General features: G+C 72.3%; 11 protein-coding genes, 1 tRNA gene and 1 pseudogene. 5 read left to right on the top strand and 8 right to left on the bottom strand.

The window, feature by feature from the left end:
• Positions 1 to 32: 32 nt before the first annotated feature.
• Positions 33 to 836: an S-methyl-5'-thioadenosine phosphorylase gene (locus tag AB0I11_RS08535; protein ID WP_357315473.1), complete on the bottom strand. Its 804-nt coding sequence runs from the start codon at positions 834 to 836 to the stop codon at positions 33 to 35.
• A gap of 154 nt (positions 837 to 990) precedes the next feature.
• Between AB0I11_RS08535 and AB0I11_RS08530 the strand changes: the two genes are divergently transcribed.
• Positions 991 to 1,581, top strand: coding sequence for a YqgE/AlgH family protein (locus AB0I11_RS08530; RefSeq protein ID WP_046569097.1), 591 nt, complete (start codon positions 991 to 993; stop codon positions 1,579 to 1,581).
• Positions 1,582 to 1,667: 86 nt separating this feature from the next.
• Positions 1,668 to 1,740, top strand: a tRNA-Ala gene (locus AB0I11_RS08525).
• 137 nt (positions 1,741 to 1,877) lie between these two features.
• Here the strand turns inward: AB0I11_RS08525 and AB0I11_RS08520 are convergent.
• The 6 genes and pseudogenes from AB0I11_RS08520 to AB0I11_RS08495 all read right to left on the bottom strand — a co-directional run bounded on the left by AB0I11_RS08520 (position 1,878) and on the right by AB0I11_RS08495 (position 8,922).
• Positions 1,878 to 2,432: a hypothetical protein gene (locus AB0I11_RS08520; RefSeq protein WP_357315469.1), complete on the bottom strand. Its 555-nt coding sequence runs from the start codon at positions 2,430 to 2,432 to the stop codon at positions 1,878 to 1,880.
• A gap of 311 nt (positions 2,433 to 2,743) precedes the next feature.
• Entirely contained in the window at positions 2,744 to 3,391 is a 648-nt protein-coding gene (locus tag AB0I11_RS08515; protein ID WP_357315466.1) for a hypothetical protein, read from the bottom strand.
• A gap of 50 nt (positions 3,392 to 3,441) precedes the next feature.
• Positions 3,442 to 4,722, bottom strand: a complete 1,281-nt coding sequence (locus AB0I11_RS08510; protein ID WP_357315464.1) for a hypothetical protein — start codon at positions 4,720 to 4,722, stop codon at positions 3,442 to 3,444.
• A 289-nt stretch (positions 4,723 to 5,011) separates the two neighbouring features.
• The gene (locus AB0I11_RS08505; RefSeq protein ID WP_357315461.1) at positions 5,012 to 6,313 is read right to left on the bottom strand and encodes an MFS transporter; all 1,302 of its coding nucleotides are present in this window, start codon (positions 6,311 to 6,313) and stop codon (positions 5,012 to 5,014) included.
• A 149-nt stretch (positions 6,314 to 6,462) separates the two neighbouring features.
• Positions 6,463 to 8,536: pseudogene (locus tag AB0I11_RS08500) on the bottom strand (glycogen debranching N-terminal domain-containing protein).
• A complete protein-coding gene (locus tag AB0I11_RS08495; RefSeq protein WP_357315458.1) occupies positions 8,533 to 8,922 on the bottom strand; it encodes a hypothetical protein in 390 nt (129 codons plus the stop codon). Before AB0I11_RS08495 ends, AB0I11_RS08500 begins: the two are co-directional and overlap by 4 nt.
• 136 nt (positions 8,923 to 9,058) lie before the next feature.
• Here AB0I11_RS08495 and AB0I11_RS08490 point away from each other — a divergent pair, with 136 nt between their 5' ends.
• Positions 9,059 to 10,936 carry a glycoside hydrolase family 15 protein gene (locus tag AB0I11_RS08490; protein ID WP_357315455.1) on the top strand — a complete coding sequence of 626 codons (1,878 nt, stop codon included), beginning with the start codon at positions 9,059 to 9,061 and terminating at the stop codon, positions 10,934 to 10,936.
• Positions 10,937 to 10,964: 28 nt separating this feature from the next.
• Positions 10,965 to 11,951, top strand: a complete 987-nt coding sequence (locus AB0I11_RS08485) for a zinc-dependent alcohol dehydrogenase family protein (protein ID WP_357315452.1) — start codon at positions 10,965 to 10,967, stop codon at positions 11,949 to 11,951.
• A 147-nt stretch (positions 11,952 to 12,098) separates the two neighbouring features.
• On the opposite strand, the gene AB0I11_RS08480 is transcribed toward AB0I11_RS08485, so the two are convergent.
• Complete coding sequence (locus AB0I11_RS08480) at positions 12,099 to 14,246, bottom strand: DUF4153 domain-containing protein (protein WP_357315449.1); 2,148 nt, start codon at positions 14,244 to 14,246, stop codon at positions 12,099 to 12,101.
• A 196-nt stretch (positions 14,247 to 14,442) separates the two neighbouring features.
• On the opposite strand from AB0I11_RS08480, the gene AB0I11_RS08475 reads away from it, so the two are divergent.
• Complete coding sequence (locus AB0I11_RS08475) at positions 14,443 to 15,369, top strand: lytic polysaccharide monooxygenase (RefSeq protein WP_357315446.1); 927 nt, start codon at positions 14,443 to 14,445, stop codon at positions 15,367 to 15,369.
• The last annotated feature ends 19 nt before the right edge of the window (positions 15,370 to 15,388 follow it).

The following is a 15,388-nucleotide window of genomic DNA, read 5'->3' as shown; positions in this document are numbered from 1 at the left end:
CGCTCGGCGGCTTTTCGGGCGCTTCCCGGCGCTCAGGGCAGTGGGATCGGCAGTTTGATCCCGTCCAGCGCGTGCCCGCACGGGCAGTCCCGCTCGGCCGGCAGCGCGGCGACCGCGTCCAGCAGCACCCCGCGCAGCCGGTCGGTGTTCTCGGCGAAGACCCGGAACACCTCCTCCTGGGTCACCGAACCACCGGCCTCGACGCCCGCGTCCAGGTCGGTGACCAGGGCGATCGACGTGTAGCAGAGGGCCAGCTCGCGGGCCAGCACCGCCTCCGGGTGGCCGGTCATGTTGACCACCGTGCCGCCGATCGAGGCGAACCAGCGGGACTCGGCCCGGGTGGAGAAGCGCGGCCCCTCGACCACCACCACCGTCCCGCCGTCCACCGCCGCCACCCCGTGCCCGGCCGCCGCGTCCAGCAGCGTCCGGCGGCCCACCGGGCAGTACGGGTCCCCGAACGAGACGTGCACCGCGCCCCGGTCGTAGTAGGTCTGCGCCCGGCCGCTGGTCCGGTCGATCAGCTGGTCCGGCACCACGAACGTGCCCGGCCCCAGCTCGGGCCGGAGCCCACCCACCGCGCACGGCGCGAGCACCTGGCGTACGCCGAGGGAGCGCAGCGCCCACAGGTTCGCCCGGTAGGGGATCAGGTGCGGCGGATAGCGGTGATCGCGGCCGTGCCGGGGCAGGAACGCCACCCGGCGACCACCCACCTCGGCGATCGTGATGACATCCGACGGTGCGCCGTACGGCGTCTCCACCTCGTGCTCGGAAGCGCCGTCGAGCAGGGCGTACAGACCCGACCCGCCGATCACCGCCAGCTCGGCCGTTGGCGCCATGCCGCCCTCCCTCGATCCTGTCACGATCACCCGCCGGTCAGACCTTAGCCAGCGGGCGGGGCGCAGGCTATGGTGCGTGGCATGGCGTTGACAGCGCGGATGGTCGACGAGGTCGGGTGTGCCGCTCGGGCGTACGGCTGACGGGTGTCGGGACATGCAGGGTGAGGAACAGGCGATCGGTGGCCGAGCCATGGAGTCGATGACCGGGCGGCTGCTCGTCGCGACTCCCACACTGAAGGACCCGAACTTCGACCGTACCGTCGTGCTGCTGGTCGCCCACGAGCCCGGTGGCGCGCTCGGCGTGGTGCTGAACCGGGCCACCGAGGTCCCGGTGGCCGACGTCCTGGGCGACTGGAGCGACCTGGCCCGGTATCCGGCCGTGCTCTTCGAGGGCGGCCCGGTGCAGCCCGACTCGGCCATCTGCCTCGCCCGGATGCGCCACCCGATCAAGCCGGTGAAGGGTTTCCACCGGGTCTCCGGCGCGGTCGGCACCATCGACCTGTCGGTCGATCCGGAGCGGCTGCGCGACGCGGTCGGCGGCATCCGGGTCTTCGCCGGCTACTCCGGCTGGGGCGCCGGCCAGGTGGAGCGGGAGATCGAGGAGGGGTCCTGGTTCGTGCTGGACGCCCTGCCCGGGGACGCCTTCGTCGACCGGCCGGACGACCTGTGGCCGATGGTGCTGCGGCGCCAGGGCGGCATGATGGCGGCGGTCGCCCACTTCCCCCCGGACGTGGCGCTGAACTGAACCGCGCGGGCACCCCCGCGATATGACCATGCCGGCGGTCGTGTGTATAGTTCTTCCCGTGCCCGGGCGACCGGGGACGACTGCAAGGGGCCGTGGCGCAGCTGGTAGCGCACCACACTGGCAGTGTGGGGGTCAGGGGTTCGAGTCCCCTCGGCTCCACCCTTCACGAGGGCGTCCGCTGGACATGGCGGACGCCCTCTGGTCATGGTCGACACCGGTTGTCGCACTGCTGCGGCCTGACCCGGGAGATGTGGGCGGAACACCGCAGCCACTGAGACCCGGCCACCTCGCCCCGGTCAGGCGTCGGCGACGCAGGTGAGCTCGTGCGGGCTCAGGTTGGCGCTCATCCGGATGCCGCCGATGGTGGTCGTCTCGTCCGAGTCCGCGTGCTTGTCACCCCAGACCTTGGCCTCCTTGCGCAGCTCGGGCCGGTTCAGGAAGAGCACGTCGGCCAGGGTGGCGAAGAGGGTGTGACACATCCGCGAGCCCGGCTTGAACGAGCAGCTCGCGTTCACGTACCGGACCTGGTCCTCGCCGTCGTGCTCGATCCGCACCAACACGTCGTACTTGAGATCGTCGGTGGGGGTGCACTCCAGGGTGTGATCCGCCCCGCTGATCGTGTGCTCCCCGGACTCGTTCTGGTCCTCGCACGCCCATTTGTTGGCCTTCTTCAGCCACGTGTCGGCGATGTCCGAGACCTTTACCGCGGGCAGGTACCGGTCGCTCCCGTCGGGGAACTGGCTCGGCAGGACGGGCGGGGTGCTCGGTCCGTCCGGTTGGACGCTTCCGGCAGCGGTGAGCGCGCCACCGCCGCCGCCGACGAGGCCGCCGCAGCCGAGTGCGACCGCCATCAGGAGGACCGCCACGGCGATCGGTGGTCGCCGTGGCCCCGGCTTCGGCAGGGCCGCCGGTGGCGGTGGCATGCCGGGAAGCGGTTGCCGCGCTGGCGGGACCGGCGGCGGACCCGTGACCGGCGGTGGCGGGAGCGGCGGGGGACCCGTGACCGGCGGTGGCGGGACCGCTGGTGGACCCGGGACCGGTGATGGCGGGACCGGCGGTGGTGCGGCCGCCGGTCCCGCCGGCGCGAGGGTGCGCCAGCCGGTGCCGTCCCACCAGGACCTGCCGTCGGGTGAGCGCTGGCCGATGACGGGCTGGTTGTCGGTCATGAATACTCCGCCTTGACATACAGCCGGAGCGACCTCGTCCGCTCGGCCTGAAGGTCGTACCGATATCCGCCGATCTCGGCGGTCACGTTCTCGCCACCGGTCAGTCGCGGAACGAGCCACTGCTCGATCTCGCTGACCAGAGCCGGATCGTCGGAGAACGGCAGCGCGGCGAACCAGACGAGGAAGGTGCGCTTCGTCTCGCTCACCTCGCGTCCGTCCGGCGAGGTGACGGTGACCGAGTACCCCTGGATCAGTTCCGCTCTGATGTCGAGGTGCAGCTCGTACTCGGTCTCGCCGGCGCGCAGTGTGCAGCCCGGGCCCGAGTCACCGTCCGCGCACGCGAAGCCCTGCTTCGTCAGGACCGCGAGGAGCGCTGCCCCCTTCAGCCCGGGGATGCACTGGGCGCCTCCGCAGTTGGCCCGGTCGCTGTTCTTCCTGGCGTTGTGGACCAGCGCGTAACCGCCGGCGCCGCCGCCGAGGAGCGCGACCAGGGCTACCGCGACGCCGAAGACCATCAGCCGCCGCCAGGTCAGCCTGCGCCCGGCCGCGGTCGGCCCGTCCCGGCCGTCGGGTGGCGGCCCGGACCTTGGTGCCGGCGTGCCGGGCGGTGCGGGAACGCGCGGTGGCCCAGGGGGCGACGGCACGGCGGCAGGATGCGGAGAAGGCAAAGGCCCCGAGGGTACGTCCGTCATGGCTATGCTCCAGTGCGGACGTAGGTGGCCCAGCGCTGCTTGAAGCCGTCAGTCGACATGCCCAGCACCCGCTTGCAGATGGCGTTGAAGACCGGCGTCTCCACCAGCGGCTCGCCCGTCATGTCGTTGTACTGGATGACGGCCTCGTAGAACTCCACTGCCGCGGCCCGCCCCTTGAGTCGCTCCACGCAGGAGAACACCGTCGAGCTCACCGCGTAGTTGTAGGCCATGCTGCTGCCGTAGAAGCTGGTCGAGCTCGGCAGTTTGCCCTTGAACCGGCCGGCTGCGTACTGGCGGCTCGCGGCGCCCGTGCCCTCGGCCCAGCGGGCGAATCCCTCCAGCGCCCACCTCGGGGCACCCAGCAACCACTCGGCGGGGCCGATCGTGGTGGCGCGCGCCGACACCGCGTGGGTCAGCTCGTGGCGCATGACCCGACGTGGACTGTCGTCGAACGACTCGATCCGCTTGAGGTTGACCACCACCCGGGCGCCCGCGTACTGCCCGGTGTAGATCTCGCCGTTCTTGCGCACCCCGAACTGCGGGATCTCGAAGCCTTCGATGGTGGGCTGGAAGTTGCCGGAGCTGCCGAGACCGAACCACTTCGCGAAGGTGGCCTCGTCCCGGGTGAAGAAGAGGACGTGCCCGGGGAACCGGGTGCGGTCGCCCCACAGCTCCTCCACGTACCGCGCCTCGTCCTGCGCGACCGCGGCGTACCTGTCCAGGTCGGCGACCTTCGTGTCGCTGATCAGGCAGACGTTGCCGGCGTGCTGCACCTTCAGCGGCATCTGGTACCACGGTGCGTCCGCCGGCAGTCCGTCGATGCCCAGTTCCTTGCGGTTGCCCTGGGTGATACCGAGCATCTCCGTGATCACCAGCTTGGCGTTTCGCCTGACGACGGTGATGCGGAACGTGGCGGCCGGTGACACTCCGCCCGGGCCCGCATCGGCGTTCAGTTGCAGCACCTCGTGCACCGGGCCGAACCGGTACGCCCCGCCCGCCGGCGGTGCCGGCCGGGCCCGTTCGGTGATGTAGTGGAACGTGGATATCTTGAGCTTGCGCAGGTTGGCGAAGACCATCCGCTGCTGCTGGATCAGCTCGTCGTTGGACTCGTCCAGATCGGCGAGGAAGGCCCGCTCGTCGCCCTTCTTCAGCGCCTCGGCTCGTCGGTTCAGCAGCTGCTGCAGGGACCGGGTGGTCGGCTCGCCGCTGACCGGCTCGCTCGACTCCCTGATCGTCGGCCGGCTCGGCGAACCACAGCCGGCCAGCGCGAGCCCGCCGACCATGAGCAGGGACCGTCTGGACCACTGGACACCACAGCCGTGAGCATCCAGGCGAACACTCGCCACTACGCCCTCCCCGGGAAGCCACGCATCGCCGTCAAGATGCCGGCGGTCGATGCGGTGCACCAGCCGGCCAGGGTCCGATGCGGCATCAGCGACGCTAGCGGCGCCGGGGCCGGGAGCACGTCGGCTCGTGGTTTGAGGTACGGGCGCAAACCATGGCGGTAGGGCGACGGCGAGCTGCAACCAGCGTGGTAGGCGGCGAGCGCGTCCGCCCCGGCGCCGGACCGCCTCAGGATCCGGCGGCCGCCCGCTCCCGCGGCCCGTCGGGTGCTCCTCCGCGGTCGGGGGCGGTCCGGCCCGGCAGGCGGGTCAGCCCGGCGGCGACCACGCCGAGGGCGATGGTCGCCGCGGCGCACACCAGCAGCGTCCGGCGGGCACCCAGGCCGGCCGTCAGCGGGCCGCCGAGCAGGGTGCCCAGGGGCACCGCCAGCACGGTGACAGCGCCGTTGGCGGCCAGGGCGCGGGGCAGTTCCGTGGTGGTGGCGCTGCGTTGGAACAGCGCCATCGACGTGGACGGGTACGGCGCCCAGATGAGGCCGGCCAGGGCGAAGGCCGGCAGCGACAGGCCGACGGGCGTACCCAGGCCGAGCGGCAGCATGGCGACGCCGAACCCGACCACGATGCCGATGGTGGTCGGCCAGAGCGGCCAGCGGTGCAGGTAGCCGGTGGCGAGGCCGCCGAGGAGGGAGCCCGCGCCGAACGCCGTGTAGTAGAGCCCGAGGGTCGTGGCGGACGCGCGCAGGTCCTCGGTGACGAGGACGGGCATGGCCACGTAGAACGGGCCGAAGAGCAGGAAGAACCCGAAGGTCAGCACCAGCAGGCCGAGCAGGGACCGGTTGCGGCGGATGATCTCGAAGCCGGCCGTGCGGGAGGCGGTGGGCTCGGTCGGATCCGTTCGCGTCTTCAGGGTGGGGATGGCGAGACGGTAGGTGAGCGCCAGGACGGCGAACGTCGCCGCGTCGATCGCGATGACCCACACCGGTCCGGCAAAGCTGATCAGGACGCCTGCCAGCGGGGGACCGATGATGGTGGCGGCGTTGCCGAGGATGCCGAGCACCGCGTTGGCCGGCAGGTGGTGTCGTCGGGGCAGCAATTCGGCGATCAAGGTGAAGCGCCCGGCGGTACCCCACGAGCGCAGCAGCGAGTCCGCGGCGAGCAGGGCCACGTACAGGCCGATGCTGAGGATTCCGGCACGGTGGGCGGCGGGGATCGCCGCGAGCGCGACGGCCCGTAGGCGGGCGTCCCAGCTGGCGAGCTGGGCGCCGTTCAGGCCGGCCAGAAGCCGGCCGAAGATCATCGAGCCGGCGGCGCTGGGCAGGAGGTACGCCGCTACCGCGATCGCCGTCCAGGTGCCGCGCTGGCCCGCGGGTGCGAGCTGTAGGGCCAGCCAGGTCACGGCGACCAGCGCCATGCCGTCGCCGAGCGCGGACACCGCCAGGCCGGGCAGGACCCGGCGCAGCAGGGGGTGGCTGACCACTGGCCAGTACGGCGAGGAGCGGGGAAAGCGGAGGGGCGCTGTTTCGGGCGGCATGGTGCCCACCCGACACGACGCGGGGCGCTCAGATCAACGAAATCGGCCGAGGGCAGAAGCCTCGACCAGGTCCGTCATCGGCGCCACACCCGCGGTGCATGGGGCGAACCCGTTGGCCGCGACACCGATCCGCCGACCCGGCGGCGCGCTCACGGTTCGGCATAGCGGGTCATGCTCTGTTGCAGCCCGATCCGGTCCCGGCTGCGGCCGAGGGCATCGATGGTGCCCCAGCGGCCGGGGATGTCGAGGAGTTCGATGCGGCCCATCCCGTCGGGCACGTCGGGGTCGATGATCAGGTGCTCGTCGTGCGGTCGCAGGCCGAGCAGGACTCTCAGCAGCAGCAGGGGGGTGCCGGCCGACCAGGCCTGGGGACTGCACGCGGTGGGGTACTCGACGGGATAGTTGGTCTGGGTACGGGGGAAGCCGGCGAACGCCTCCGGCAGGCGGCCGTTGAAGCAGTGGGCGGCGGCGAGGATCCCGGTCGCGATCCGGCCCGCCTCTTTCCGGAATCCGTAGCGGGCCAGACCCCAGGCGATGATCGAGTTGTCGAAGGGCCAGACCGTGCCGACGTGGTAGCCGATGGGGTTGTACCGGCCTTCGGTGGTGGCCAGGGTCCGTACGCCCCAGCCGGAGAAGAGGGCCGGCCCCAGCAGGTGCCGCACGACGGCCGGCGCGCGCGCCTCGTCGACGATGCCGCTCCACAGCAGGTGCCCGATGTTGGACGACAGCGAGTCGATGTGCTTGCCGTTCCGGTCCAGGCCGATGGCGTAGCAGTCGCGTTCGGCCAGCCAGAAGTCGCGGTTGAAGCGCTGCTTCAGCTCGCTCGCCTCGCGTTCCAGCCGGTCGGCGTACCCGGGATCGTGCCAGATCTCCCGGGCGAGCCGGGCCGCGCGGATCTTCGCGTCGTACGCGTAGCCCTGCAGCTCACAGGTGGCGATCGGATAGCCGGGCAGGCGCCCGTCGTGATAGGAGATGGCGTCGGGTGAGTCCTTCCAGCACTGGTTGAGCAGCCCGGTTCGCGGGTTGCGGGTCTTGTAGTAGACGTATCCGGTGCCGAGCATGTTGCCGTAGGTGTCGAGCCAGTCGAGTGCCGCGCGGACCGGGTGCTCCAGCCGGCGGACGAGTTCGACGTCGCCGGTCCAGCGTTCGTACTCGTCGAGGAGGATGACGAAGAGCGGCGTGGAGTCGGCGGAGCCGTAGTAGGGGGAGTGGGGCTGCTCCTCGAACCCGGCGAGTTCGCCGTAGCGCAACTCGTGCAGGATCTTGCCGGGCTCCTCGTCGCGGAAGTCGTCCAGGCGGCTGCCCTGCAGTCCGGCGAGCATGACGATCGTCGGCTTGACCACCGCCGGCATGAAGGGCAGGGGCCTGCAGGCAGGTGAAGATGCTGTCCCGGCCGAACAGGGTCATGAACCACGGCAGGCCGGCGGCCACCAGCCGGGCGCCAAGGGTGATCGACTCGTACCGGAGCGCGGCGAGATCCCGGAGGCTCGTCTGGTAGGCCTGGGACAGTGCCTCGCTGTCGCAACGCAGCAGCGGAGCCGAGGCCAGGAACTGGCGGCGCTCGTCGCGGATCTCCGGCACCGGCCGGTCGGGGCCCAGCGGCAGGGTCTCCCGGAAGTCCCGGCCGTTGGCGGCGATGATTCGGGCGGTGGCCCGTAGCCGGGTCTGCCATTCCGCGTGCGGTTCGAGCCGGACCCGGAACGACATGCCCCGCTCGTCCACCTGCGCTTCGGTGGAGGATCTGATCAACACCTCCCGGTGGAACTTCTGCCGTCGGTAGCTGAAGCGCAGGTTGCCGTCCTCGATGTCGACCGTCGCTCGGCCGAGTTTCCGCTGCGCATTCTTGATCTCGAAGAGGTCCGCGAAGTCGGCGCCGATCTCCACCCGGAGGGTGACCTCGACCGCCTCCGTGTTGTGGTTGAACACGATGAGGGTCTCCTCGAAACTGCCGTCGATCGCCCGGTGTCGCTGGACGGAGATCTTCGCGTCCAGGTAATGGGTGGGTTCACCCGGCACGAGAAAGTACGTGGTGGCGTAGGAGCTCTCCTCGTCGACGGAGAGCGGATGCAGGCGTGCGCCGTCGAGGGTGAGGATCCAGGTGGAGATGAACCGGGTGTCGAACGAGAAGAGCCCCATCGGGTAGTTGAAGGACTCCTCGATGTCCCCGCAGCGGTCCGAGACGACGAACGTGTTCCCGTCCAGGATGCTGATCAGCTGCTTCACGGGCGACCGCCTCCGGTGTGGACCGCCTGGCGGCCCACCCCGCGCGGGTCCTGGGAGCCGGCGGGTTCGGGGAAGAAGCGCCGGAAGGCCAGGAAGAGGGAGAGTTCCCCGCTGATCGTCGCGTCGTTGCGGAGCACCGCCGCGATGCCCTGGGAGCGTCCGGCCACCAGGTCGGCGAACAGGTCCATGTCGCTCTGCCACACCGCGTCGGCCTCCGCGTTGCCCCGGGACACCGCGGCCGTTCCCGGACCCATGGCCACCAGCCAGTGCTCGGTCCGGTGACCGACGTCCAGATCGATCCGCATGATCCCGTTCGTCGGCCCGCGAAGGATCGCGGGGGCCAGCGACGGCAGGCGGTCGAAAAATCGGTCAATCGACTCAGGCACACGCGAATGGTATGTGCGGGTGGCCGGCTGTCGGGCCGGATCCGGCTGAAGCGGCTCGCCCGGCAGGGGCACCCCGGGTGTGTCGGGCCATGCCAGGGGTAGTCGTGCCGCGGCCGGGATGAGCGGGGGAGGACCGATGGACGCATATCCTGCGGTGGAGAACCATGGCCTGATCGGTGACCTGCAGACCGCGGCGTTGGTGACCCGGGACGGCACGATCGACTGGTTCTGCGCACCCCGCTTCGATTCGCCCAGTCTCTTCGCCGGTCTGCTCGACCGCCGTAAGGGCGGCCACTTCCAGGTCTCGCCCGACGGCGTCGACTATGTGAGCAAACAGCTCTACCTGCCCGGCACGCCGATCCTGATCACCCGCTTCCTCAGCGCGGACGGCGTGGGCGAGCTGGTGGACTTCATGCCGGTCGCGGGCGACCAGGCGACCGACCGGCACCGACTGGTCCGGATCCTGCGGGTGGTGCGGGGCAGCATGCGGTTCCGGGTCGACTGCCGCCCCCGCTTCAACTACGGCCGGGACCCGCACGAGCTGGAGGTGCACCCGGACGGCACGACCTTCCGCACCCCGGCGCACTCCCTCACCTTGAACGTGGTCCGGTACGCCGAACGCCTCACCGAGACCTACGAGTACCGGCGGAGCGAAGAGGGCGTCTGCGTGGTGGCCACCATGCGCGAGGGCGAGGCCGGGGGCGTGGTCCTGGAAACGGGCTTACCCGAGCCGCCGCGCGCGTACGCCCCGGCCGAGGTGCAGGACCTGCTGGTCGAGACCGAGGAGTTCTGGCGGAGCTGGCTCGAGCGCTCCCGATACACCGGGCGGTGGCGGGAGATGGTCGAACGCTCAGCGATCACGCTGAAACTGATGACCTACGCACCGACCGGGGCGCTGATCGCCGCCCCCACCGCCGGGCTCCCGGAGAAGATCGGCGGCCCGCGCAACTGGGACTACCGCTACACCTGGCTCCGCGACGCGTCGTTCTCGGTGCACGCGCTGCTCGGCCTCGGCTTCACCGAGGAGGCCGAGCGGTACCTGCACTGGGTGAACGACCGGGTCCAGCAGGCCGGCGAGAGCGGCGTGCCGTTGCAGATCATGTACCGGATCGACGGCTCACCCGAGCTGGCCGAGGAGACGCTCGACCACCTGGAGGGCTACCGCGGATCCGCGCCCGTACGGATCGGCAACGGCGCGGCGGGCCAGCTCCAACTCGACATCTACGGTGAGATGCTCAACGCGCTCGAACTCGCCGACAGCCACGGGCTGACCCCCTTCCACCAGGGGTGGTTGAACACGGTGAAGCTGATGGACTGGCTCTGCGACAACTGGGACCAGCCCGAGGACGGGATCTGGGAGACCCGCGGCGGCCGGCGGGACTTCACCTACGGCCGGCTGATGTCCTGGGTCGCCCTCGACCGGGCGGTCCGCGTCGCGCAGCGGCGCGGGCGGCCGGGTGACATCAGTCGATGGATGAGCGTCCGCGACCGGATCTACCACCAGATCATGAACCAGGGCTTCCATCCCGGGCGCCGCGCGTTTGTGCAGCACTGCGGGACGGACGTGCTGGACGCCTCCCTGCTCGTGATGCCGGCCGTCGGATTCGTGACGCCGACCGACCCGCTGTGGCAGTCGACGCTGCGGGCCATGGACGAGGAACTCGTCTCCGACAGCCTCGTCTACCGCTACGACCCGGAAGCGTCGCCCGACGGCCTGCCCGGCAGCGAGAGCACCTTCACCATGTGCACCTTCTGGTACGTCCAGGCCCTCGCCCGGTCCGGACGGCTCGACGAGGCCCGGCTCACCTTCGAGAAGATGCTCACCTACAGCACCCACCTCGGCCTCTACTCCGAGGAGATCGCACCGAACGGGGACCAGACCGGCAACTTCCCGCAGGCCTTCAGCCACCTTTCCCTGATCAGCAGCGCGATGGTCCTCGACGAACACCTCGGCGCCCGCCGGCGGGGCGAGGCGGCCGACCCACACCAGCTGACCCCGAGCAGCGTCCGATGACGCCTCGACAACAGGAAGTGCGGTAGTTATGCGCGCCGTGATACTGCGGGAGTTCGGTGCTCCACTGCGGGTCGAGGAGATCGACCAGCCGGCCGCCGGCGCCGGTCAGGTGCTCGTGCGGATCGTGGCCAGTGGCGTCAACCCGCTGGACACGAAGATCCAGGCGGGGAAGGCTCCGCACGCCCGCGTCCGGCCGCCGGCGGTGCTCGGCCTGGACCTCGCCGGTGTGGTCGTCGCCGCGGGCGCGGACGGGGCGGGTTTCGAGCCGGGTGACGAGGTGTACGGGCTCACCGGAGGCGTGGGCGATCTGCAGGGCTCGCTGGCCGAGTACGCCGCCGTGGACGCCCGGCTGTTGGCGCGTAAGCCGCGGGCGTTGTCCATGCGGGAGGCCGCCGCGCTGCCGCTGGCCCTGATCACCTCCTGGGAGGGGATGGTCGACCGGGCGGGGGTCCGCGCCGGGCAGAAGGTGCTGGTGCATGGTGGCGCCGGCGGTGTCGGGCACGTGGGTGTGCAGTTGGCCCGGTCCCGGGGCGCCGAGGTGTACGCGACGGGCGGCCCGTCGAGCCTGCCGGTGATCGAGAGCCTGGGCGCGGTGCCGATCGACTACCGCGCCGTCAGCGTGGCGGAGTACGTCGACACGTACACCGGGGGTCAGGGGTTCGACATCGTCGCCGACAATGTGGGCGGAGCGACGCTCGACGCGTCGTTCGCGGCGGTGCGTACCTACCACGGGCACGTGGTCAGCGCGTTGGGCTGGGGGTCGCACTCCCTCGCTCCGCTGTCCTTCCGCGGCGCGACCTACTCGGGAGTGCTCACCCTGCTGCCCATGCTGACCGGACAGGGCCGGCAGCACCATGGCGAGATCCTGCGCGAGGGCGCGGCGCTGGCCGACGCCGGCGCGTTGCGTCCCCGAGTCGATCCGCGCCGCTTTACTCTCGACACGGTGATGGAGGCGCACGCCCTGGTCGCGGCCGGCGCCGCGGCGGGCAAGGTCGTCGTCGACATCGAAGGCTGAGCGTGGTCCTGGCTGCGCCGGTCCCCGCCGGCCCGGGGGAGCCGGGCCTCGCCGGTCCCCGGGCGGTGCCGCTGCCGGTGGGCGGGAACGCCGCGAGCAGTCACCGGCGGGCCCGCGAAACCGTCCCTCGCGGGCCCGCCGGCCGGCTCACCTACGGCTCTTGGGCAGGTCGAACTGGTCGGCCCGGCGGCAGTCCTTCGGGCCGCCGACGGCATCCGGACCGACCCGGTCCAGTGCCTGCCGGGCCCGGTAGCGGCCCAGGTTCCAGGCGTACCAGGGGTCGGACTTGTCGAGGTCGTCGGCGATCCAGCTCAGGGTGCAGCGGCGGACCGGATCGGGGAGCCGGGTCAGGGCGGGCGTGGCGTCGGCGGAGAGGGCCCGCAGGTACCAGGCGTCGATCTTGCCGGTCTGCTCGTACCGCAGGATGTTGCGCCGTGCGGCGTAGTCCTCCGGGTTCAGCGCGGCCAGCCCGAGCAGCATCAGCACGGCCAGCGCCACCGTCGAGCCGGGGATCCACCGGCCCTGCCACCGCACGCCGGCCGCCAGGATCATCAGGAACACGGTCCCGAGCAGCAGTTCGAACGCCATCACGAAGATCCGCTCACCGGTGAAGCTGTAGACCTTCTGGTAGGTCCACATCCGGGACAGCGCCGACACCACGATCACCACGCTGAGGGCGCTGAGCAGGCCCAGCAACACGCGCAGCAGGGTCCGCTCGACCGGCCGCTCCCGGCTGGCCCAGCGGCTGACCCCACCCAGCACGGCCAGGGTCAGCAGGGTGACGAAGAGCAGCTGCCAGAAGCCGCTGCGGGCGTACTCGGAGTAGCTGAGGCCGGCCACCTTCCGTACGTGCCGCTCGCCGCCGAAGAGCACGGTGAACTGCACCACCACGAAACCGGCGAAGAGCAGGGTGAGCGCCCCGATGGCCGGGGCCCACTCGAACAGGCCGAGGCGGCGGCGGGCGGGCCGGTCCACGGTGGACAGGTCGGGCGGCGCGGCCAGGGTGTAGACCGCCGCGACGGCGATCAGGCCACCGACGGCCGCCAGGAAGATCCAGCGGAACACCGTACTGATGTTGATCTCGGGGATGATCGCGCTGAGGACCTCGTCGAACGCCGCGTCGGCGGAGGCGAGCAGGGCACCGAAGACGACCAGCACCAGCACGGTGGCGACCACCGACCCGACGATCCGGCGGACCGTCGCGGCCTCGGGCGAGGCGCTGATGTGCCGGCGTACCCAGGGCAGGCCGCGGAACGCGGCGAACGGCGTCGCCGCCAGCCCGAACAGGATCGACCGGACCAGCCGGCCGCCGATGATGGCCAGGGTGGCGCAGCCCAGCGCGCCGAGCACGCAGAACGTCACCAGCCACCAGGCGTTACGGAAGGCCAGTACGGCCAGCAGCGCCAGCGCCGCCGCCGCCCATCCGCCCCGGATCAGCCGCTCGGCGCGCGGCAGTTCGGCGGCGCGCCGGCGTACGCCCGCCAGCACGCCGAGGGTCAGCGTGAGCCAGCCCAGGAACCAGCCGATGCCGACCGAGTTCAGCGGTACGAAGAAGGCGGTGCCGAGGGCGCCGGCCAGCACGGCGAGCGGAACCGCCCGCCCGGTGGCCCGCTTCGGCTCCGGCCAGCGGGCGCCGAGAAACGAGGTCCGTGGCCGGGGCGGCCGGGGGACCCAGAACCCGTCGGGCGGCGGCGCCGCGCCCCAGGGCTGCGGCACCGGTGGGGCGAGGCTCGGCGGCACGGCCGGCCCGCGCACCGGCCCGGCGGGCTGCGCGGTCCCGGATCCGGGGCCGCCGGCCGGGGTTGCGGTCTCGGACGACGCCGCCAGGGCCGTGCTGCCGGTTGCCGGGGCAGTGGCCGGGGTGGTTGGTGCGGTGGCGGCCGGACTCGCCCCGGTCGGTGCGGTGCGGCCCGGGTCCTCGCCGGCCGCCCGGGCGGTGGCCGGGGTGGTGCCGGTCGGTGTGGTGGCCGGGGCGGTGACCTCGATGGCCGGGGCGGTGGCCTGGGTGGGCACGCCCGGCGCGGACAGCACGATCCGCGCTGCGTCCGGCGCAGCCTCGCCCGGCGGGACCAGCGGCAGGAACACGGCGTAGCCGCGCGTGCCCGGTGGCACCACGACCGGAATGGCCCAGGCGGGCTCGCCCTCCCGGCCCGGCCAGACGACACCGGGCGGCCCGCCCGCCACGTCGGGCATGACGAGCAGGTACGGCGGGACGGCGGCGGGGGCGTCACCCGCCGGGGTCCCGGCCGCGGGGGTGGCCGGGGGCGAGTCTGGCGTCGACGGCGGCTCGGACACGGCGCGCTCCTTGATGGCTCGGGGGTGCCGTCACTGTAGGGCCCGCCCCGGCCCGGCGAGGTCCCGCGACGCCGACGCGGTCCGTTCGGTTGATTCGACCGGACCGCCGCCGCGGCGGGACCTGGCGGCCAGGCGGTCGGCCCCGGGTCGAACCTTTGCCGGCCCGCGCCCGTACCACCTGCCGGAGGTCCATCCCATGGCCGTACGTCGTCGAGTCCTCGCCGCTGCCGCGGCCGCCACCGTGACCCTGTGCTGCACCGCCGGGCCGGCCCGGGCGCACGGCGCGCCGACCAGCCCGCTGAGCCGGGCGGCGGCCTGCGGCCCGGAGGGCGGCCGGGCCGGCACGCCGGCCTGCCGGGCGGCCGTCGCCGCGGGTGCCGCGGTCCGCGAGTGGGACAACATCCGGGTCGCCCGGGTCGACGGCCGGGACCGGGACCGCATCCCCGACGGCGAGTTGTGCAGCGGAGGGCTCTCCGCGTACCGGGGGCTGGACCTACCGCGCGCCGACTGGCCGGCCACCACGCTCACCGCCGGTGCCCGCTACACCTTCCGCTACCGCACCACCATCCCGCACCGGGGCACCTTCCGGCTCTACGTCACCACCGACGGTTACGCCCCGACCCGGCGCCTGAACTGGGCAGACGTCGAGGCGAAGCCGTTCCTCACGGCCACCGACCCGCCGATCCGCGGCGGCGCGTACCAGATGTCGGGGCGGCTGCCGGCGGACCGGACCGGCCGGCACATCATCTATGTCATCTGGCAGAACTCGGACACCCAGGACACCTACTACTCCTGCTCCGACGTGGTGTTCCGGTCGGCGGCGGCCGGCTCGCGGCCGGGTACCGGCCGGTCGGCGACGCCCCCGGCGGGCGCGGCGGCGCCGCGTACCCTCGCGTCGGCCCCGGCCGGCGAGCCGGGCGACCGGCCGGCGGAGGGGACGCCGGTGGCGGCCGTGACCGACGCCGGTGGCGGCCCGCCCCGGCCGGTGGTCGCGGCGGCGGTGCTGGTCGGCGTGCTGCTGGCCGCCATGGTCGGGCTGCGGTTGCGCCGTCCCGGCGGTGGCCCGGTCGGCCGGCCGTGCGGGATCCGCAACCACCGCGCCGGTCGTCGCCGGATCTGGTGAGGCCGCCACCGCTGCCCGG

It is taken from the genome of Micromonospora sp. NPDC050495, assembly GCF_040655175.1.
Classification (GTDB): Bacteria; Actinomycetota; Actinomycetes; order Mycobacteriales; family Micromonosporaceae; genus Micromonospora.
This window is presented reverse-complemented; position numbering and strand designations above follow the sequence as displayed.